The following is a 19,048-nucleotide window of genomic DNA, read 5'->3' on the forward strand; positions in this document are numbered from 1 at the left end:
GGGCGTCGGACCTCCGGGAAGCGGTCAGGAGTTGTCGAGCGGCAGGCCGGGCGGATTGATCCGCGAGGTGCTGACGGCCTCGTTGGAGAGGTTCCAGGCGGCGAGCCACTTGGCGTACTGACCGTCCTTGATGAGGTGGTTGATCGCGTCGGCGACCGGCTTGGCCAGCCCGCTGTCCTTCTTCGCGGTGGCCGCGATCAGGCCCTGGAGGGTCGCGCCCGCGCCGGAGAACGTGCCCGCGTTGCGGGTCGGGGCGGGCGTCCTCGCCGTCTGGGTGACGTGGTACGAGATACCGGGGTTGGGCCCGAAGTAGGCGTCGATCTTCCCGCTGGACAGCGCCAGATAGACGCTGTTGTTGTCCTGGAAGTACTTGACGGTGAGCTTCTTGCCCTCCTTCGCGAGCTTCGCCTTCCACTCCAGCAGGAGCTTCTCCTGGTTGGTTCCGGCGCCCACGGAGACGGTCTTGCCGGCCAGGTTCTCGTAGTCGCCGGCGAAGTTCCAGGTGCTCTTCTTCAGCACCTCGAAGGCGAGGTTGTCCTGCCGGTAGGAGGCGAACTCGTACTTCTTCTTGCGTTCCTCGGTGTCCGTGACGTTCGTGAAGGCGACGTCGACCTTGCCGCTGTCGATGCCGACGAACAGGTTCTCCCAGGTCGAGTTCTTCACCTCCGCCTTCAGCCCGAGGACCGCGGCGACCAGTCGACCGAGGTCGGGTTCGGCACCGGTGAGGGTCTTCTGGTCCTGACCGACGTACGCCAGCGGCGGGAACCCGGCGGGCAGCGCTCCGACGCCGACGACCAGCTTGCCGCTCTTGGCCACGGACTTGGGCAGCTCGGCGCTGATGGACTTGACCTCGGACACCTTGAGGTCGGTCTGCCGCGCGGCGCCGTTGGAGAGCGCGCCCACGATGACGGTGCCGGCGGCCGCCCTGTCGGAGGTGGTGGCCGCGTCGCTCTCGCCTCCGCAGGCGGCGAGAGCGGCGGCGAGGGCGGCGACGGCGGTGGAGGCGGTGAGGCCGCGGAGGAGTCTGCCGCGGAGGGTGAGGGTGCGCATGGCTGTCCTTGTCCGGTGCTCGTGAGTGAACCGTGAGGTGGTGAAGGCGTGCTGGGTGAAGGGGCGGGAGGGCGGGAAGTTCAGAGGACCTTGCTCAGGAAGTCCCTGGTCCGCGCGTGCGTCGGGTGGTCCAACACCTCGGTGGGCGAGCCCTGTTCGACGACGCGGCCCTCGTCGAGGAAGACGATCCGGTCGGCCACCTCGCGGGCGAAGCCGATCTCGTGGGTCACGATGACGAGCGTGGTGCCGCTGGTGGCCAGGGCCTTGATGACGGCGAGCACCTCGCCGACCAGCTCGGGGTCGAGGGCGGAGGTCGGCTCGTCGAAGAGGATGACTCCGGGGCGCAGCGCGAGGGCACGGGCGATGGCGACCCGCTGCTGCTGCCCGCCCGACAACTGGCGTGGATAGGCGTCGGCCTTGTCGCCCAGACCGACACGGTCGAGGAGGGTGCGCGCGAGCTCCCTGGCCTCGGGCCGCTTCAGCCGCCGGGTCGCCACCGGCGCGGCCGCCACGTTGTCCAGCACCGTCAGATGCGGGAACAGGTTGAAGTTCTGGAAGACGAACCCGATCCGGCCACGCTGGGCCAGGATCGCCCGCTCGCTCAGCTCCTTGAGCTTCCCCCAGCCTTCGGCCGGGGGGACCCCCATCTCCCTTCGGTCGCCGTGCCGGCGTACGCCGATGAGCTCGCCGTTCAGGCTGACATGGCCGATCTCGGGCTTCTCCAGGTGGTTGATCACCCTGAGGAGGGTGGACTTGCCGGAGCCGGACGGGCCGAGGATCACGGTGACCTCTCCGGGCCTCACGGTCAACTCCACTCCGTTCAGCACGCGTTGGGCGCCGTACCACTTGTGGACATCGCGCACCTCGACGGCGGCCGGTCGGATCTCGAGCGTCTCGCCGGTCATGTCGCCGCCTCCTTGCGGACCCGGGCCCGCAGATCACGCAGACCGGTGCGGACCTTCTGCAACGGGGTCGGCGGGAGGGAGCGCAGCGCGCCCCGCGAGTAGTACCGCTCGACGTAGAACTGGACGACGGACACGACGCTCGTGAGGATCAGGTACCAGGCGGTGGCGACCAGCAGCAGCGGCACGATGTCGCCGGGGTAGGTGGAGCCCATGCTCTGCACCGAGCCGAAGAGGTCGAGCAGCGAGACGTAGAAGACCAGCGACGTGCCCTTGATCAGGCCGATCAGCTGGTTGACGTAGTTCGGGGTGATGGAGCGCAGCGCCTGTGGGAACACGATCCTCGTGAACTGGTAGCCCTTGGGCAGACCGAGTGCGGAGGCCGCCTCGTGCTGGCCCTGGTCGACGGAGAGGATGCCGCCGCGGACCACTTCCGCCGCGTACGCCGCCTCGTTGAGGCTCAGTCCGACGACCGCGACGACCATGTCGGTGGCGAGCCGGGACTCGTCGAAGGTGAGGAAGGCGGGGCCGAAGGGCACGCCGAGGCTCAGCGTCTTGTAGAGCGCGCTGAAGTTGTAGAGGAAGAGCAGGACGACGATGAGCGGCACCGAGCGGAACAGCCAGATGTAGACCCAGCTCACCGCGCGCAGCACGGGGCTCCTGGAGAGTCGGGCCAGGGCGAGCAGGATGCCGCCGAGCAGGCCCAACACGGCGCTGTAGAGCGTCACTTCGAGGGTGATGAGCAGGCCGTCGAGGATCGTGGGACGCAGGAACCAGTACGCGAACCGGTCCCACTGGAAGAAGGGGTTGGTCGCCAGCCCGTGGACGATCTGGGCGACCACGACGAGCGCGACGGCCGAGGCGATCCAGCGGCCGGGGTGGCGCAGGGGCAGCACGCGTCGTGCCGCGGCCGGGCGGGGCTCCGTCGTGCTCAACGGCACGGCGGAGCCCAGGGATTCACTCATGGAGGGCTCCAACGAATGCGGACACACCGCCGTCGGCCCGTACGGCGGCGGTGCGCGCGGGGACAGACGGATGTCAGGGGTACGGAGGGAGGAGAGGCTCATCGACAGCACGCCGGCGGGGCGGCGGGCGAGGGAGGTCGAGCCGTGCGGACGTTCAACGCCGCGGAAGGCGGAAGCGGTCAGCCCTGACAGCGACAGCGGGCACCGCGGGAGCTACGACACAGTGCGGCGGCTGGGCAGCCGTGGCGCCGCGAAGCGGTCGTCCCGTCAGCTGCGTACATCGCGTTCACCGTCACCATTCCGCCCCGCTGGGCCTCGAACGCACCGGAATCGATCCGGTCCGATGCGGCGTAAGTTAGGCACGGCCCCAAACGAATGTCAACGCGCTCCGGCCGGAACGACCACGTGGTGAGACCGCGCATATGCCTTCTTGACGGCTCAGCGGACCGCACCGAGACTGACGGGGACGGTCACGATTGTCAGCGCCCGTCGTGCGGGTTCCTCCCGTTCGACGCGGTTATCGGCCCCGGCCCGCTGACAGGCAACCCTTCCACCGCGACGGGGTGCCCCGGGTGACGACCGGGTCCCGCCGGCGCGGCGGGGCAAGCGTGGTCTCGCCTCTCGCGAGCCCCGGACACGGGAGCGATGAGAATGGCCAGGAGGAGCACGAACGGTCTGACCAGGCGCCTGCACATCGATCTGCAGCGGGTCTCCAGCGCGTACTGAGCGCTCCGCTGGAAGTGCCGGGATGTGCCGTGGATCGTCTGCGGCGCCCTCGTGGCTGGTCGCGCGGTTCCCCGCGCCCCTTCAGGGCGCTGCCGCACCGCAGCGGACTTCACCCGACCCGCTTCGTCCGGTCAGGCACGTCCCGCGATCCGGACCGGCTCGTACGTCAGCGCAGTCACTCCGTTCCGCCACCGCCGCCCAACGGGTCGCGGGGGCTTCGACGTTGCCTGGAGAGTCATGCCCAAGACAGTCTCGCTCGCCGCCCCTCGCCCCCACCGCATCCGCAGCCGCATCGGCGTCGGCCTGGCCGGCGGTTTCTACCCGGCGCCGCACCGCTATCAGCTGTACCTCGCCGAGGGCTGTCCGCGCTCGCTGCGCATCTCGATCACCCTGGAGCTGCTCGGTCTCCACGACTCGGTCGCCGCCACGCTGCTGACGCTTTCCGCCGAGACACCCGAGGCGTTCGCCGCACTGCGCGGCGCGTACGAGGCCACCTGGCACCACTACGACGGTCCGCTCACCGCGCCCGCGCTGTGCGACCGTTGGAGCGGACGGATCGTGAGCAACCACACGCCGGACATCCTGCGTGACCTCGCCGGACTGCCGGTCTGTCAGGGCGAGGCCCGCCTCCCCCGGCTGAACCCACCGGCCCTCATCGCGGACATCGACGCCTTGCGCGAACTCCTCGACCGGGACGTCACCCTCGCCGCGCGGGCGCTTGCGCGCACCACGGCACTCCAGTCGCTGGACGGGCAACTCGCCTCGCACGTCTACGCGTTGGGCGACGAGCTGACGGCCGCGGACGTCGATCTCTGGGTGGCCCTGACCCAACTCGGCCCGACGGAGTCCCTCTCCCCCTATGGGCGGCTCCGGGACTACGTACGTCGGCTCGACGCCCACCCGGCCTTCCACGGCACGGTGCGCTGAGCGCGTACGCCAAGGTCGCCGGGGCCGGTAGGGCCGTAGGGCCCGGGCCCCGGCGCCACGTCGGCTCAGCCCTTGGCGCGGGTGAAGACGAGCGTGCCGGTGACGGTCGTCAGGCCGCGGATCATGCCCATCTGGTTCCAGCCCATGTCGAACTGGTCGCGGTCCACGGTGAACTCCGCGGTGAGCGTGACGGTGTCGGCGCTCGCCCCGGTCACCCGGCCGGTGACGGGCTGCGGCCGGCTGATGCCGCGCACGGTCAGCTGCCCGTTGATCTCCACGGTGTCGTCCTGACCGAGGACGGCGTCGCGGACGGCGAAGGTGATCGTGGGATGGCGGTCGGCGTCGAAGAGGTCGGCGGAGCGCAGGTGCGTGTCCCGCTTGGCGTTCTTCGTGTCCAGGGACGCGACATCCAGGGTGATGGTGCCGCGGGCGGTCCCGTCGGGCTGGACCTCGCCCTCTCCGACGACTCCGGTGAAGGTGCCCTTCACGGTGACCATGCCCCACATCGTCTTGTGCTTGATGGCGACGGTGGTACGGGCGGGGTCGAGCTGCCACAGGCCGGTTTCGACGGCGACGGTCATGAGAGTTCTCCAGACGGTTACGGGCAGTGCACAGGGGTGCGCGACGCACGGGGCACGCGGCACACGGGGACTGTGGGGACAATGCAGTCATCCAAATTTGGATGACTCCACGCTAGCCGGTTCTTCAAATTTGGACAACCGGTAGACTGTGACACTATGGCCGACCCTTCCGCCCCCGCTGACCTGCCCGAACGCGAGCCGTCGGGCGACGGTGAGCTGTTGCCCGCTCCGCTGCGGGCCTGGATGCGTCTCCTGGCGGCGGCCGGGGCGATCGAGCAGCAACTGCGCACCCGCGTCAAAGACGCCCTCGACGTCTCGCACGACGAGTTCCTGGTGCTGTGCCTGCTGGCCGACCAGCCCGGATCCAGCCTGCGGATGACTCAGATCGCGGAACTGCTGGGCCGCCCCAAGACGCGGCTGACCTATCAGGTGGCGTGTCTGCAGCACGCGGGACTGATCACACGGCGCTCGGCGTGCGGCGACCGGCGCGGTATCGAGGTGGCCCTCACGGACAAGGCGCGTCGGCTGCTGCGCGAGTCCACGGGCCCGCTGGCCGACGCCGTCTCACAGGCCATCGCACAGACGGCCTGCGCGCAGCGCTACGAGGCCCTGCATGACTTGCTGCCACCCTCGCCGTGTCCCGGTGCGGACTCCGGGCGGGTCGAGGGTGGCGATGCGGCCCCCGAGGGGCCGGGGAAGTAGCCCCTCAGGGGATGGACCGGCGGATCAGAACCCGGGGAAGACGCGTCGCAGGTCGTCCAGGGTGAGGGTGTCGCCCTTGAGGGTCACCTCGGCCGGGGTGTGGGTGGCGGCGTGGCGGCCGGTGACGAGCCGCAGCCACCACTCGGCCGGTGCGCTCAGGACGGCGTCGGGCTCGGCCGGCTCGTCGGTGAGCGCGATCGCGTCGACCAGGTCGAGCCCGAACGCGCGCCGGGGAGCGGTGGTGTGGACCGCGAGCCGAACCTGCCGCCCGTCGAGAGCCTCGACCTTGCCGAGGAAGCCTATGAGCAGTCCGGCCTGGTCGAGGAGCGGCTCGACCGCGGCGGGCGCCAGGACCGCCGTACGGTCGAAGGCCACCTCGACGTCCCAGGTGTGGTGGGTGAACTCGCCGAGCCGCAGACCCGCCACCGTCGCGACGTCCACGGGCGCGGGCAGGAAGCCGAGGTCGACCCGGAGTTCGGCACGGGCCCGCGGGTCGAGCGCCTCGTACCCGCGCACCAGCGCCTCGTTGGCGGTCACGAAGCTCTCGGCGCGCTCGACCGGGGACATCGCGTCCCAGCGCGCCCACACCGACTTGTTGAAGTCGCCGTCCTTGGGCCCGGTGCCGTGCAGCGCGCCCTCCAGGGAGGCGAGGCCGATCTCCGCGCCGCTGCCCAGGTGGCTGAGGACCTGGGACACGTCCCACTCCGAAGCCCCGGACGGCCGGGTGAGGTCGGCGGTGGCGAGCCCGTGCACCACGGCGGTCAGGTAGTCGTGTCCGCCGCGCAGGGCGTCGATGGTCCGGTCGGCACGGTCGTTCATGTCTCAACTCCGTCGAAGTGGCAGCGGTTTGTGTCGGTACGGAGGGTTCAAGGGTTCACACCGCGGTCTGGAAGGACCGCTTGGAGAAGCCCATCATGAAACCCTCGACGGTGGTGCGCACCGCCCGGTCGGCACTCGGGGCGGCGCCCAGCGTGACGAACAGCGGGATGTAGTGGTCAACCGTCGGATGGGCGTACGGCATTCCGGGCGCCCTGGTCCGGAAGGCCGCGAGTTCGTCCACGTCGCCGCGGGCGAGCGCGTCGGCGACCCAGGCGTCGAAGTCCGAGGACCAGCCCGGCACTTCGCCCTTCGTCAGCATCTCGCGGGTGAGGAAGGGCAGCCCGTGCGTCATGAAGCCCGAGCCGATCACGAGGACGCCCTCTTCCCGCAACGGGCCGAGCCGGGCGCCGAGTTCGAGAAGCCGGCCGGGGTCGCGGGTGGGCAGGCTGAGCTGGAGCACCGGGATGTCACCCAAGGGGTACATGGCCATCAGCGGCACCCAGGCTCCGTGGTCGAGGCCGCGGGAGGGGTGCTGGTACAGCGACTCGCCGTCCGGCATGGTCCCGGCCACGCGGTGCGCGAGGGCGGTCGCGTCGGGGGTGTCGTACGTCATCGTGTAGTAACGCGGATGGAAGCCGCCGAAGTCGTGGACGAGCGGGGTGTGCGCCGCCGGGGCGGACAGGCTCAGCGGTGCCGCCTCCCAGTGTGCGGAGACGATCAGGACGCTCTTCGGCTTCGGCAGGGACTGGGCCCACTCGAACAGTTCCCGCAGCCAGGGTCCGTCGTCGAACAGCGGGGGCGCGCCGTGGCTCAGGTACAGAGCGGGAAGCGGTCCGTCGGCGGGCGTCCACGCGCGCTGGGACCGGGCTCGCGGCAGCGCGTCGATCAGGAACCGGTCGTACGCTCCGGCGGGCACCTCGGGATCAAGGAGGGAGTTCATGCCGGTCCTTACGTGAGTGAGGGCGCCCCGGCCTGCGGGTTCAGGGTATTAACTTGAACATTCAACTTTGACTCTAGGTCACTCCATGGGAGACGTCAACCAAACGGCCGCGGACGGAGGCGTCGGAGGTCCGAAGGAGGACGCCGTACGCGATCGGAAGTAGTCCGAGCTCCGTATACGGGATCGGACGCCGGTTGGACGCGGTGGCCGACGGGCTTCACTAGATTCGGCCGGAGTCCACGGTCACGTGCAGCACGGTCAGGTGCAGCTCAGCGGTGGACCGTCCGGAGTTCGGGCTGCCCACCGAAGGAGTCCACCGCGTGTCGCACCATCCCTCCGTTCCCTCGCCCCACGACCGGATCACCGGCCCCCACCCCGCCCGGCACACCGCTTTGCTCCTGCTGCGCGGGTACACCGACGGCGACGCGCGGACCGTCGCCTCGGCCCTGGACACCCTGGACGATTCCGCCCTCGACGACACGTACACCTATCTGTGTGCCGTCATGGACGTCACCCTGCGCCTCACCCTGACCGCCCAGCCCGCGGCCCGTGACGTGGGTCGGGCCGCCGAACAGGCGGCCACGGCGGCTCCCCCGCACTACGAGTTCGCCTTCGGGCAGGCGGTCCGGGCCTGGGCGGCGGGCGACACGGAGGCCCTGACCCGCGCCGCCGACGCGGATCTCCCGGGGGCCGTGCATCTGCTGGCCGTGATGACCGTGGCCCTGGGCGTCTCCGTCCTCGACCATGACGGCCTGAACGCACTTCTCAACTGCCTCCCGGAAGACCCGCGCTGATCGCGACCACCACCTGATCGGCGCCCCCGGTCAGCGCCACCCGAACCTTACGGTCCGCCCCCTGGCGACCGTCCGCTCATCGGTGACCGCCCCCGTGGCGCCGCGCCGACTCGTTCTCCTGGGCCATGCGGCGCAGCGCCATCAGCGCGGGTTCGAGCAGGACCGTGAGCAGCAGCGCGCGCTCGGCCAGTTCCAGCGGGTCGTCGATTCCGTCCAGTTGGTCGAGGTCGAGCGCCGCGGTGCGTTCGGCCAGCCGGGCGTACGGCACGAGCGCGCCCCGGTCGAGCGGGACGCCCAGGCCGCGCAGCGAGCCCAGGGTCTCGGCCAGAGTCGCCCGCGCGGGCGCCGACTCGTGGATGTCCCAGCCCAACTCCTCTACGAGCGCGTCGACTTCGGCCCGCTCAGTGGAGTCCTGCGCGGATTCCTCGGCGGGCCCGATCGAACCGACGGTGAGACCGAGTAGGCGATGAGTGTCGCCGGTGTGCCCGACCAGAGCTCCCAGGACCTCCCGGACGGTGCCGACGGACAGCCCCCGGACGCCGGTCAGCGCGCGGATCAGGCGCAGCCTGCGCAGATGGTTCCCGTCGTACTCGGCCTGGGTCGCCGACAGTTGCCGGCCGGCCGGGAGCAGCCCCTCGCGGAGGTAGTACTTGATCGTCGTGACGGAGACGCCACTGAGGCGGCTCAGCTCGGACATGCGCATCGGGTCGGCTCCGCTCTGGTCATTGGATACCTTCACTGTCTAACATGGATAGCGGAGGTATCCAAAGGGCGCTCCCCGGGTCTCCGTCCGTTGAGCGCGCCCCTGGGCCTCCGTCCTCCGCCCTGCCTCTGTGGAAGAAGGCGCCACCGTGCCCACGCTCCCCTGGACCACCGTCGACGTGCCCGCACCGGACTCCCGGGCGTTCGTCATGGCCTCGCGCTTCGAGGTCCGTTCCTTCCGTGACGTACCGCGTTTCTTCCTGCGGTCCCTGGCGGCGTGGAAGCAGGTGAAGGGCGCGCCCGGCGCGTACGGCGCCACGCTCGTCGCCCAGCCGCTCAAGCGCACCTTCTGGACGCTGTCGGCCTGGGAGGACAAGCGGGCCCTTTACACCTACGCGAAGTCCGAACCGCACCGCTCGATCATGACCGGCCTGCGGTCCACGACGAGCGCCTCGGTCTTCACGTTCTGGGAGCCCCCGGCCTCGGAACTCCCCCTCGACTGGGCGGACGCCCGGCGACGGCTCGCCGAGCAGGAGCGCGCCGATGCCACCGGCGCGCGCGGACCTTCCGGCACCGGACCCGACACCGCCTGACACTCCCCGCACCTCCCGCACCTCCCTTCCTCGCCCCCACCCCCTCCCCCGGACCAACTCTTCGTCGCCCAAGGAGACATACCGTCATGACACTGTCCGAGCAGAGCCCTGCCCTGGACGACCCTTCGGTCGACCCGGCGCGCGAGCGACGAAAGGTGCCGCTGTGGCTCGCGATCGTCGCGTGCAGCGTGCCCATGTTCATGGTCGCGCTGGACAACCTCGTCGTCTCCACGGCGCTGCGCACCCTGGCCGTGGACCTGGAGGCGTCCACCCAGCAGCTCCAGTGGTTCGTCAACGCGTACGTGCTCAGCTTCGCCTGTCTGCTGATGACGGGTGCCGCCCTGGGCGACCGGTTCGGGCGCCGGCGGGTCTTCGTGATCGGCATCGTCGTCTTCACCCTGGCCTCCGCCGGCTGCGGACTGGCCGACAGCAGCGCGCAGTTGATCGGCTGTCGCGCCGTCCAGGGCTTCGGCGCCGCGGCCGTGATGCCGCTGTCGCTGACCCTGCTCTCCCAGGCCGTGCCGGAGCGGCTGCGCGGCCTCGCTCTCGGTCTGTGGTCGGGCATCAGCGGGCTGGCGGTGGCGATGGGCCCGGTGGTCGGCGGCGCGGTGGTCGACGGGCTGGACTGGCGATGGATCTTCTGGATCAACGTGCCGGTGGGTGTCGTGGCCGTACCCCTCATCCTGCTCACGCTGCGCGAGAGCTCGCTTCCGGGCGTCCGCCTCGACCTGGTCGGGATGGTGCTGGCCGCCGCCGGACTGTGCGCCGTGGTGTGGGGCATCGTGCACGGCGACACGGACGGCTGGACGTCGGCGAAGGTGCTGGGGGCGTTCCTGGGGGGCGCGGTGCTGCTCGCCGTCTTCGTGGCCTGGGAGGCGCGGGTTCCCGAGCCGATGCTCCCGCTCTCGTTCTACCGGGTACGCGCCTTCACCCTGACCAACGTCGTCTCCGCGGCGATGTACTTCGGCGTCTTCGGTTCGCTGTTCCTGCTCGCCCAGTACCTCCAGATCGTGCCGCAGCGCACGCCGTTCGAGGCCGGAGTGCGCACCCTGGCCTGGACCCTGATGCCCATGTTCGTCGCTCCCGTCGCCGGACTGCTCTCCGACCGGGTGGGCGGCGGCAGGCTGATGGCCCTCGGGCTCTTCCTCCAGGGCGTGGGTCTCGGCTGGATCAACGTGGTCGCGGAGATCGACACCCCGTACTCCTCCCTCGTCGCCCCGATGATCGTCGCCGGTGTAGGTATGGGCCTCGTGTTCGCCCCGACGGCCGCGGTCGTCCTCGGCTCGGTCAGCAAGGAGCACGCCGGCAAGGCCTCCGGCGCCAACACCACCGTCCGCGAGATCGGCGGCGCCCTCGGTATCGCGGTCCTCAGCTCGGTGTTCGTCGCCCACGGCGGCATGGGCACGCCCCAGCGGTTCATCGACGGTCTGCACCCGGCGGTGTGGGTCGGCGTCGCGGTCGTCCTCGTGGGCGCGGTGTGCGCGCTGGGCATCCCGCGCGGGCCGCGCTCGGAAGGGGCAGGCGCGTGAACGCCGGTCCGCGGCGCCGAGCAAGAGGCGCGGTGTCCCTGCGGCGTTCCGTGCGCGGCGCGTCGCTGACCGCCGCGCCGCCGCAGCCTCCATCCTGGCCTGGTGCGGGCGCCCGTAACCGCCCACGCAGGTCCCGCGCCGCACCCACCCACGGAGAGCCATGGCCGCCGACAGCACGCCCCCCGCCGACGACACCCGCGTCCGGGCAAGCGCCGCCGTGCTTCTGCGCCGGCCGAAGCTGTGGCTGGTGCCGACCGTACTGTGCGGGCTGCTGGCGTTCCTGCTGTCCCTGCTCTACATGGGCGGCATCCTGAACCCGAACGGGGAACTGCACCACCTGCCCATCGGCATCGTCAACGCCGACCAGGGCAGACCGCTGCCCGGGCAGACCACGAACCTCGGCACACAGGTCACCCGCTCCATCACCGCCGACACCTCCGGCAAGGCCGACTGGCAACCCCTCACCGGCGCCGAGGCCCAGGACGGACTGGCCTCCGGCAGGCTCTACGGCGCCCTGGTCGTCCCCGCCGACTTCACGACCACCACCGTCGCCCTCACCACCGCGAACGCCACCACCCGGCCCACCCTGACGGTGCTCACCAACCCCGGCATGGGCAGTCTCGGCTCCTCCCTCGCAAGCCGGATCACCCAACAGGCAGCGCAGCAGGCCTCCCTGGCCGTCGGCATGCAGCTGATGGACTCCCCCGCCACCGCGAGGGCCGACGCCACCACCCGCCTCGTGCTCGCCGACCCCGTCGCCGTCGCCACCCAGGTCGGCCACCCGATCGGCGACCACAGCGGTCTGGGACTGAGCGCGTTCTACTACACCCTGCTCCTCGTCCTCGCCGGGTTCCTCGGCGGCAACGTCATCAGCAACGGCGTCGACACCGCCCTCGGTTACGCCGACAACGAGATCGGCCCCTGGCACGCCCGCCGTCCCACCGTGCCCATCAGCCGCACCCAGACGCTGCTGCTGAAGATGGTCATGACCGCGGGGATCACCGTTCTGACCACCACACTGGTCCTGATCGCCACCGTCGGGATCCTCGGCATGGACGCCTCGCACCTGCCGCTGCTGTGGATCTACTCCTTCTGCGCGTCACTGGCCGTCGGCCTGGGCGTGCAGGCCATCAACGCCGCCTTCGGGGGCATCGGCCAGCTCGTCTCCATGTTCGTGTTCATCGTTCTGGGCCTGCCCTCCTCCGGTTCCACCGTCCCCCTCGAAGCCGTCCCGGGCTTCTACCGTTTCCTGAGCCTCTTCGAACCCATGCGGCAACTCGGCGTCGGCGTCCGCGCCATCCTCTTCTTCGACGCCCGCGCCGACGCCGGTCTCACCCGCTCCTGGATCATGATCGCCGTCGGCGCCGCCGTCGCCCTCCTCTTCGGCCTCACCATGACCCGCTACTACGACCGCAAGGGCCTGCACCGCCGCACGCCCCAGCCCTCCGGCTGAGGGTCGTGGCACTGGAGTCCCGCGGCCGCCGGACGGTTCCGCCGACCGATACGAAGAGGCGCCTGGCCCTGTTCACGACGGGTCGCCAGAACGTGTGCGCCGGGGGCGACTCCTTCGCCGAGCCTCGCGCTGCTTCGGGATCAGTCGCGGCAGATCTCACCCCGCTGCCGGCGCGGGCAGGGCGTGATCGGTGCCCGCCACAGCGCGACGACGGCATCGGTCAGGCCGAGTCCGGTGTCGTGCCAACTGGACCGTGGTGTGGGGGTGTTGTCGGCGAGGGCACGCTCGCGCTCGGCGCACATGTGCACCATCAGCTCCCGCGCCATGTCACTGCGCTCGGCGTGCACCTCGACCGGCAGGCCGGAAAGGCACCGGTGCAGCCGTTCGAGGACCATCCGCATCGACGGGGAGCTGAGGGTCTCGTCGATCACGATCCGGCGCAGCGCCGGATCGGTCATCACCTGCGCGGTGAATCGGGCGTACCAGGAGGGCCGGCCGAGCTCGGCCAGATGTTCGGTGAGGGGGCGCACCAGGCAGGCCACCCAGTCGCGGATGTCGGCGCTCTCCTCGTCGATCTCGGCGAGCAGCCGCAGGCGCACCTGCTCGATCCGTACGAAGTGCTTGCGCACGATCGCCCGCACCAGATCGGCCTTGGTACCGAAGTGATAGCCGACCGCGGCGTTGTTGCCCTGCCCCGCGGCCTCGCTGACCTGGCGGTTGGAGACCGCGTACACCCCTTGCTCGGCGTACAGCCGCTCCGCCGCGGTCAGGATCGACTCCCGCGTCGCACTGACCTGTTCGGCCCGTACGGTTCTGGCCGCCATGGCCGGTCACCACCTCACCGGGACTTCGCGCAGCCCTCCGACGACCAGTCCCTCGAGCCGTCGCAGTTCCTCGACCGGAACGGCCAGGTCGAGCGAGGGAAGCCTACGCAGCAGTACGTCGAGGACGGTCCCCAGCTCGGTTCGGGCGAGCGTCTGTCCCAGGCAGGAGTGTGGGCCGACGCCGAACGCCAGATGGGTGTTCGGGGTACGGTCGATGATCATCTCCCCGGCGTCCTCGAAGGCGGTCTCGTCCCGGTTCGCGGCGGCCATGCTGCACAGCACGGTGGTGCCCTTGGGCAGGACCGTGTCGCCGACCTCGGTTTCCTCGCCGATGTAACGCGGCATGCCGAGTCCCGGGTTGGCGTCCATGCGCAGCGCCTCCTCGACCGTGGGCCGCACCAACGAGGGGTCCGCGAGCAGCCGCTCCCAGTGCCGCCGGTCGGCCAGCAGCATGGCGACCATCTTCCCGATCATGTGAGCCGTGGTCTCGTGCCCGGCGACCAGCAGGCCCTGCCCCGTGTACACCACCTCCTGCTCGGTGAGCCGGTATCCGTTCGGGTCGGTGGCGGTGAGGAGGTCGCTGAGCAGGTCGTCGCCCGGGTGCGCCCGCTTGGCGGCGACATGGGCGGTCATGCGGGCGACGAACTCGGCCTGTGCCGCGTCGACTTCCGCCTGCCCGTACCTGGTGAGGTTGAGCAGGGTGTCCGACCAGTAGGAGAACCGGTCCCGGTCCTCGTCGGAGACGCCGAGCAGATCGCAGATCACCCATACCGGCAGCGGAAAGGCCAAGTGGGCCTTCAGGTCGGCGGGTTGGCCGTGCTGCACCATGGTGTCGAGGAGCCGGTCGGCCATCGCCTCCATCCCCGGGCGCAGCGCGGTCATGCGCTTGGCGGTGAACCACTTGCTCACCATCCGCCGCCAGCGCCGGTGGGCCTCGCCGGTCTGCGGCATGGCGTTGGACATCTCGTCGTTGAAGGCCCCGCCCGATGCGGTGGCGGAGATCCGGGCGGCGTCCTGGGCGTTCAGCAGGCGGCTGAAGCGGGGATCGGACAGCACCTGTCTGACGTCCGCGTAGCGGGTCAGCAGGGATGCCTCGTCGCCGCTGGGCAGGGTCACGCGCGCCACCGGGCACCGCTGTCTCAGTCCCGCCCACTCCTCGGGGGGTCCCAGCGGTGTCGCGCCGGGGATCGGGTAGGTCAACGCCGGCTCGTCGTCATGTACGTCCATCGCGGTCTCCTCCGTCTCCTCCGATTCAGCGGTCCCCTCCGATTCAGCCGTCTCCACACGATCAGGCAACCCCCTCCAGTAATCTAAGTCAAGCAGCTGCTTTAAAGTCTGGCCATCGCAGCACCCGACGGAGGCTCCGCCATGCCCGAGGCCCTTGCTCACCCCTCCGACTCCGGGACGAGCGGTCCGCCACGGCCGGACACCGTCGTGGCGGTGCTGGCCTTCGCCGGCATCGTCGTCTCGCTGATGCAGACCCTGGTGATCCCCCTGGTCCCGGAACTTCCCGGGTACCTGGGCGCCTCGGCCTCGGACACCACGTGGGCGATCACGGCCACCCTGCTCGCGGGCGCCGTCGCGACCCCGGTGGTGGGGCGTCTCGGTGACATGTACGGCAAGCGGCGGATGCTCCTGGCGAGCCTCGCCATGCTGGTGGCCGGATCCGCCGTGTGCGCGCTCAGCGACAGCCTGGCCCCGATGGTCGTCGGACGGACCCTGCAGGGCCTGTCGGCCGGTGTGATCGCGCTCGGGATCAGCATCATGCGCGACGAACTGCCGCCCGAGCGGCTCGGCGGGGCGACCGCGATGATGAGCGCCTCGCTGGGCATCGGCGCCGCGCTCGGTCTGCCCGCGGCCGCGTTCCTCGCCGACCACACGGACTGGCATCTGCTGTTCTGGACCGCGGCGGGCTTCGGCGTGGTGGCGGCCGTACTCGTCGTGACACTCGTACCGGAGTCCCCCGTGCGCACCGGCGGACGCTTCGACCTGGTGGGCGCGGCCGGGCTGTCGGCCGTGCTGCTGTGCCTGCTGCTGGCGATCTCCAAGGGGGCCGACTGGGGCTGGGCGAGCGCCACGACCCTCGCCCTGTTCACGGTGGCCGTCGCCGTGCTGCTGGTGTGGGGCCGCTGGGAACTGCGTGCGGGACAGCCGCTGGTGGACCTGCGGACCACCGCGCGGCGTCAGGTGCTGTTCACCAATCTCGCCTCCGCCGTGTTCGGCTTCTCGATGTTCGCGATGGCCCTGGTGCTGCCGCAACTCCTGCAACTGCCGAAGGCCACCGGCTACGGCCTCGGGCAGTCGATGATGGTCGTCGGCCTGGTCATGGCGCCCAACGGCCTGGTGATGATGGCCACGGCACCGCTGTCCGCGCGGATCTCCAGGACCAAGGGGCCCAAGGTCACGCTGATGCTCGGCGCCCTCGTGGTAGCCGCCGGCTACGGCATCGGCGTCACGATGATGTCCGCCCTCTGGCAGCTCGTCCTCGTCTCCAGCATCATCGGGGCCGGCGTCGGGCTCGCCTACGGCGCGATGCCCTCGCTCGTCATGGGGGCCGTGCCCGTCTCCGAGACCGCCGCGGCCAACAGCCTCAACACACTCATGCGGTCCATCGGCACGTCGGTCTCCAGCGCGGTCGCGGGTGTCACCCTGGCCCGGATGACCACCACGTTCAGCTCCGTGGCCCTGCCCTCCGAGAACGCCTTCCGGGTGGTCATGGCCATCGGTTCCGGCGCCGCTCTGGTCGCCTGCGGCTTCGCCGCCTGCCTGCCCCGCCGGAGCCCGCTCGCCGGCACCCCCTCGACGGCGGTGACCGGGGAGCCCTCCACGCCCGCGGACACTGCCACGGACGCCTCGGCGGGTACGGCGGCGGAGACGAGGCCGTAGGCCACCGGGCGATGCTCAGAACGACGGTTCGCCGTGGACGATCTCCTTGGCATCGGCGTCCGTCGCCCATGCCCACGCCCGTATCGCCTCGTGCCAGCTGGTGCCGGTGGCAATGGCCTGCCGCCAGGGACGCATGGCCTTCGGCGGCATCCCGACCGCGAGGGCTCCCGCCAGCCGGTCACCGGTGCGGTAGATGGCCAAGAACCGGCGCTCACTCATCTCGCCCTCCACCACGACGATCTCGTCGTGCCCGCGCAGATGGCCGAACGCCTGCACCTTCATGTCGTACTGGTCCGACCAGAAGTACGGCATCGGGGCGAAGGGCCTGCGGGCCTCGGGGTGGAGCAGGTTGTACGCGGCGGTCACGCCCTGCTCGGCGGCATTGGTCCGGTGCTCGATCCGCATCGACGTACCGAACAGCGGGTTGTACCAACGGGCGACGTCCCCCGCCCCGTACACCCCCGGCCCGGCCGCGCAGAACTGGTCGCACACCAGGCCGTCGGCCACCTTGAGGCCGCTGCCCTCGAGCCACCCGGTGTTCGGCACACACCCGATCGTGACCAACACCTCGTCGGCGTCCAGGAGTTCGCCGCTCGCGAGCCGCACCCCGTCCTCCGTCACCTCGGTGACGGTCACACCGGTCCGCAGATCGACGCCGTGCTCCAGGTGGACCGCCGAGAACACCCGCCCGACCTCCCCGCCCACCGCGTGCGCCAGCGGAACCGGGGCCGGTTCGAGGAGCGTGACCTCCGTACCCATGCCGCGTGCCACGGCGGCTGCCTCCGCACCGAGGAACCCGGCACCGACGATCACGAGTCGGCGCCCGTGCCCCAGCCGTTCCCGCAGGGTGAGCGCGTCGTCCACCGTGCGCAGTACGTGCGCGCCCTCGCCGGGGAGCCTGCGCGGGCGCACCCCGGTGGCCACGATCAGACCGTCGTACGACAGTCGCGTGCCGTCGGCCAGCAGGACCGTACGAGCGGCCGCGTCGAGAGCCGTCGCGGCGACGCCCAGCCGCAGATCAAGACCGAGCCCGTCCAGCTCCGCCTGCCCGCGCAGCGCCAGCCGCTCGGGCTCCCACCGCGCGCCGAGGACCTGCTTCGACAGGGGCGGCCGGTCGTACGGCGCGTGCGCCTCCTCACCAACCAGGGTGAGCGTGCCGTCGTACCCCTCCCCGCGCAGGGTCTCCACCGCCGCGAGCCCGGCGGCCGAGGCGCCGACGACCAGAATCCGCCTCGCCCGTCCCTCAGCCGGATCACCACGCCCTTGTGTGTCGGCCATGTCACTCCTCGGTCGTGCGGTCCGAACTCAACCGCAGGTCGGAACAACGTGATTGAAGACCCGGTTGGGGACCTGGTGGTGGACCTGGTTGAGCCCAGGCAACCGAACCGGGCTGACGCCCTCCGGCCTTTTCCCTGACTTCAAGCTGACGTGATCGAGGTCACACGGTTGCGGTTCCTCACAGGGTGGCGCGGCCCAACCAGTAGCCGAAGCCCCGGCGGGTATGGATGAGGGCCGGTTCCTCCTGGTTCACCTTGCGTCGAAGGCGGGACACGAGCTTCTCGATCGCGTTCTCGGCTCGGACCTCACCCCAGACGTGCCGGCTGATCTGGTTCTTCGAGAACACTTGTTCCGCGTTGACCAGCAGATGCCGCAACAGCCGGTACTCGGCGGGGGTCAGATCGAGCGCCCGCTGTCCGCGCCGCGCCTGACAGGCCGCGTCATCGAGAACCAGGTCGCCGTAGCGCGGCGAGCCGTCCCCGCGCCCCGCGCCCCTGCCGCGCAGCAGCACCTGCGCCCGGGCCAGCACCTCGGCGATCCGGAAGGGCTTGGTGACGTAGTCCACCTCACCCAGGCCCAGATCGGGGATGAGACTGCCCAGGGAGTCGCACTCGGTCAGGAACAGCACGGGCGGTCGCCCGGTGGGCGCGAGCCGGTGTCTGCGCCGGACGCCGCCCAGGTCCGTCATCATCGCGTCGAGGACCACCAGGTCGAAGCGGTGCTCGGCGAGCCGGGCCGTCAACTCGGCCCCGTCGGCCGCGATGGTGACGTGATAGTCCGCCAATTCCAGTGTGGTCGAGAGCAGTTCGGTGATCTCGGAGCTGTCGGCGACTACGAGGACATGCTGACCCTGCCCACGCACCGGCGACCGCCGCTCACTCACGTATCCGTACATGGAAAGACCATTCGTGTAGGGCCGGACTTCACGCGGGAGCGGCACCGAGCAACGAGAGGGGTGCGGTCGGAGGTCTCCACCGGGTCCGCCGTGCGGCACAGGGGGCGCTTCGGACGCGTGCGGGTGAGGGGAACGGTGCACTCACGGGACTCCTCCGCGGGTCTCCGAAGGGACGTCCGCCTCCGTGGAGTGCGCTGCGGCGCTTCCGAGCGGGCTCCAGGGGCGGCACTTCTGCGTGGTCGGGCCGGGGGTGGTGCGGGTTGCCGCGGGCGGTTCGGCGGGGTGCGTGGGTCGCTGCTGAACGGTGCGGCGGGCTGTGCGGGTCGTCGCCGAGCGGCTTGGCTGTGCGTGATGCCGCGCGGTCGAACCGGGCGGGGTGTGCGGGGGCGGGGGGGCTGCCAGGCGGTCGTGGCGGGCGGGGTGTCGTGCGGCTGGGCTGTTGGTCACGTCGGGGGCAGTGCGGTCGAGCCGTCGAACTGGGA

Annotated in this window: 19 protein-coding genes and 1 riboswitch; of the genes, 8 read left to right on the top strand and 11 right to left on the bottom strand. The window is 70.8% G+C overall.

Annotated elements, in window-relative coordinates:
• Nucleotides 1–24: 24 nt before the first annotated feature.
• The 3 genes from ACZ7M2_RS13560 to ACZ7M2_RS13570 form a co-directional block, all read right to left on the bottom strand.
• Entirely contained in the window at nt 25–1,050 is a 1,026-nt protein-coding gene (locus ACZ7M2_RS13560; RefSeq protein ID WP_471595366.1) for an ABC transporter substrate-binding protein, read from the bottom strand.
• Between the two features lie 80 nt (nt 1,051–1,130).
• Complete coding sequence (locus ACZ7M2_RS13565) at nt 1,131–1,955, bottom strand: amino acid ABC transporter ATP-binding protein (RefSeq protein ID WP_471595367.1); 825 nt, start codon at nt 1,953–1,955, stop codon at nt 1,131–1,133.
• Nucleotides 1,952–2,917 (bottom strand): amino acid ABC transporter permease, encoded by a 966-nt coding sequence (locus ACZ7M2_RS13570; protein WP_471595368.1) that lies wholly within the window; start codon nt 2,915–2,917, stop codon nt 1,952–1,954. Before ACZ7M2_RS13570 ends, ACZ7M2_RS13565 begins: the two co-directional genes overlap by 4 nt.
• A 468-nt stretch (nt 2,918–3,385) precedes the next feature.
• Nucleotides 3,386–3,532: riboswitch (SAM riboswitch) on the top strand.
• A 36-nt stretch (nt 3,533–3,568) separates the two neighbouring features.
• Between ACZ7M2_RS13570 and ACZ7M2_RS13575 the strand changes: the two genes are divergently transcribed.
• Nucleotides 3,569–3,643 carry a putative leader peptide gene (locus ACZ7M2_RS13575; RefSeq protein WP_351299548.1) on the top strand — a complete coding sequence of 25 codons (75 nt, stop codon included), beginning with the start codon at nt 3,569–3,571 and terminating at the stop codon, nt 3,641–3,643.
• Nucleotides 3,644–3,880: 237 nt separating this feature from the next.
• Nucleotides 3,881–4,570, top strand: a complete 690-nt coding sequence (locus ACZ7M2_RS13580; protein WP_471595369.1) for a glutathione S-transferase C-terminal domain-containing protein — start codon at nt 3,881–3,883, stop codon at nt 4,568–4,570.
• 65 nt (nt 4,571–4,635) lie between these two features.
• On the opposite strand, the gene ACZ7M2_RS13585 is transcribed toward ACZ7M2_RS13580, so the two are convergent.
• Entirely contained in the window at nt 4,636–5,151 is a 516-nt protein-coding gene (locus ACZ7M2_RS13585) for a YceI family protein (RefSeq protein WP_471595370.1), read from the bottom strand.
• A gap of 156 nt (nt 5,152–5,307) precedes the next feature.
• Here ACZ7M2_RS13585 and ACZ7M2_RS13590 point away from each other — a divergent pair, with 156 nt between their 5' ends.
• On the top strand, nt 5,308–5,853 hold the full coding sequence (locus tag ACZ7M2_RS13590) for a MarR family winged helix-turn-helix transcriptional regulator (RefSeq protein WP_471595371.1): 546 nt from the start codon (nt 5,308–5,310) through the stop codon (nt 5,851–5,853).
• Between the two features lie 24 nt (nt 5,854–5,877).
• Here ACZ7M2_RS13590 and ACZ7M2_RS13595 read toward each other — a convergent pair whose 3' ends face one another.
• The gene (locus ACZ7M2_RS13595) at nt 5,878–6,672 is read right to left on the bottom strand and encodes a maleylpyruvate isomerase family mycothiol-dependent enzyme (RefSeq protein WP_471595372.1); all 795 of its coding nucleotides are present in this window, start codon (nt 6,670–6,672) and stop codon (nt 5,878–5,880) included.
• A gap of 55 nt (nt 6,673–6,727) precedes the next feature.
• Complete coding sequence (locus ACZ7M2_RS13600) at nt 6,728–7,612, bottom strand: dioxygenase family protein (protein ID WP_471595373.1); 885 nt, start codon at nt 7,610–7,612, stop codon at nt 6,728–6,730.
• 320 nt (nt 7,613–7,932) lie between these two features.
• Here ACZ7M2_RS13600 and ACZ7M2_RS13605 point away from each other — a divergent pair, with 320 nt between their 5' ends.
• Nucleotides 7,933–8,406: a hypothetical protein gene (locus ACZ7M2_RS13605; RefSeq protein WP_143687743.1), complete on the top strand. Its 474-nt coding sequence runs from the start codon at nt 7,933–7,935 to the stop codon at nt 8,404–8,406.
• 76 nt (nt 8,407–8,482) lie between these two features.
• Here ACZ7M2_RS13605 and ACZ7M2_RS13610 read toward each other — a convergent pair whose 3' ends face one another.
• Nucleotides 8,483–9,109, bottom strand: coding sequence for a MerR family transcriptional regulator (locus ACZ7M2_RS13610; protein WP_471596004.1), 627 nt, complete (start codon nt 9,107–9,109; stop codon nt 8,483–8,485).
• Nucleotides 9,110–9,257: 148 nt separating this feature from the next.
• Here ACZ7M2_RS13610 and ACZ7M2_RS13615 point away from each other — a divergent pair, with 148 nt between their 5' ends.
• From ACZ7M2_RS13615 to ACZ7M2_RS13625, 3 genes are all read left to right on the top strand, one after another.
• On the top strand, nt 9,258–9,701 hold the full coding sequence (locus ACZ7M2_RS13615; protein ID WP_471595374.1) for a DUF3291 domain-containing protein: 444 nt from the start codon (nt 9,258–9,260) through the stop codon (nt 9,699–9,701).
• 86 nt (nt 9,702–9,787) lie between these two features.
• A complete protein-coding gene (locus ACZ7M2_RS13620) occupies nt 9,788–11,230 on the top strand; it encodes an MFS transporter (protein WP_471595375.1) in 1,443 nt (480 codons plus the stop codon).
• A 160-nt stretch (nt 11,231–11,390) separates the two neighbouring features.
• The gene (locus tag ACZ7M2_RS13625; protein ID WP_471595376.1) at nt 11,391–12,683 is read left to right on the top strand and encodes a YhgE/Pip domain-containing protein; all 1,293 of its coding nucleotides are present in this window, start codon (nt 11,391–11,393) and stop codon (nt 12,681–12,683) included.
• Nucleotides 12,684–12,823: 140 nt separating this feature from the next.
• Here ACZ7M2_RS13625 and ACZ7M2_RS13630 read toward each other — a convergent pair whose 3' ends face one another.
• Both ACZ7M2_RS13630 and ACZ7M2_RS13635 read right to left on the bottom strand, forming a co-directional pair.
• Nucleotides 12,824–13,507, bottom strand: a complete 684-nt coding sequence (locus ACZ7M2_RS13630; protein ID WP_471595377.1) for a TetR/AcrR family transcriptional regulator — start codon at nt 13,505–13,507, stop codon at nt 12,824–12,826.
• 6 nt (nt 13,508–13,513) lie between these two features.
• The gene (locus tag ACZ7M2_RS13635) at nt 13,514–14,734 is read right to left on the bottom strand and encodes a cytochrome P450 (protein WP_471595378.1); all 1,221 of its coding nucleotides are present in this window, start codon (nt 14,732–14,734) and stop codon (nt 13,514–13,516) included.
• A 141-nt stretch (nt 14,735–14,875) separates the two neighbouring features.
• Between ACZ7M2_RS13635 and ACZ7M2_RS13640 the strand changes: the two genes are divergently transcribed.
• Complete coding sequence (locus ACZ7M2_RS13640; protein ID WP_471595379.1) at nt 14,876–16,393, top strand: MFS transporter; 1,518 nt, start codon at nt 14,876–14,878, stop codon at nt 16,391–16,393.
• Nucleotides 16,394–16,408: 15 nt separating this feature from the next.
• On the opposite strand, the gene ACZ7M2_RS13645 is transcribed toward ACZ7M2_RS13640, so the two are convergent.
• Both ACZ7M2_RS13645 and ACZ7M2_RS13650 read right to left on the bottom strand, forming a co-directional pair.
• A complete protein-coding gene (locus ACZ7M2_RS13645; protein WP_471595380.1) occupies nt 16,409–17,671 on the bottom strand; it encodes an NAD(P)/FAD-dependent oxidoreductase in 1,263 nt (420 codons plus the stop codon).
• A 178-nt stretch (nt 17,672–17,849) separates the two neighbouring features.
• Nucleotides 17,850–18,566 carry a response regulator transcription factor gene (locus tag ACZ7M2_RS13650; RefSeq protein ID WP_471595381.1) on the bottom strand — a complete coding sequence of 239 codons (717 nt, stop codon included), beginning with the start codon at nt 18,564–18,566 and terminating at the stop codon, nt 17,850–17,852.
• Between the last annotated feature and the right edge of the window lie 482 nt (nt 18,567–19,048).

Source organism: Streptomyces sp. NPDC111507, from assembly GCF_055638955.1.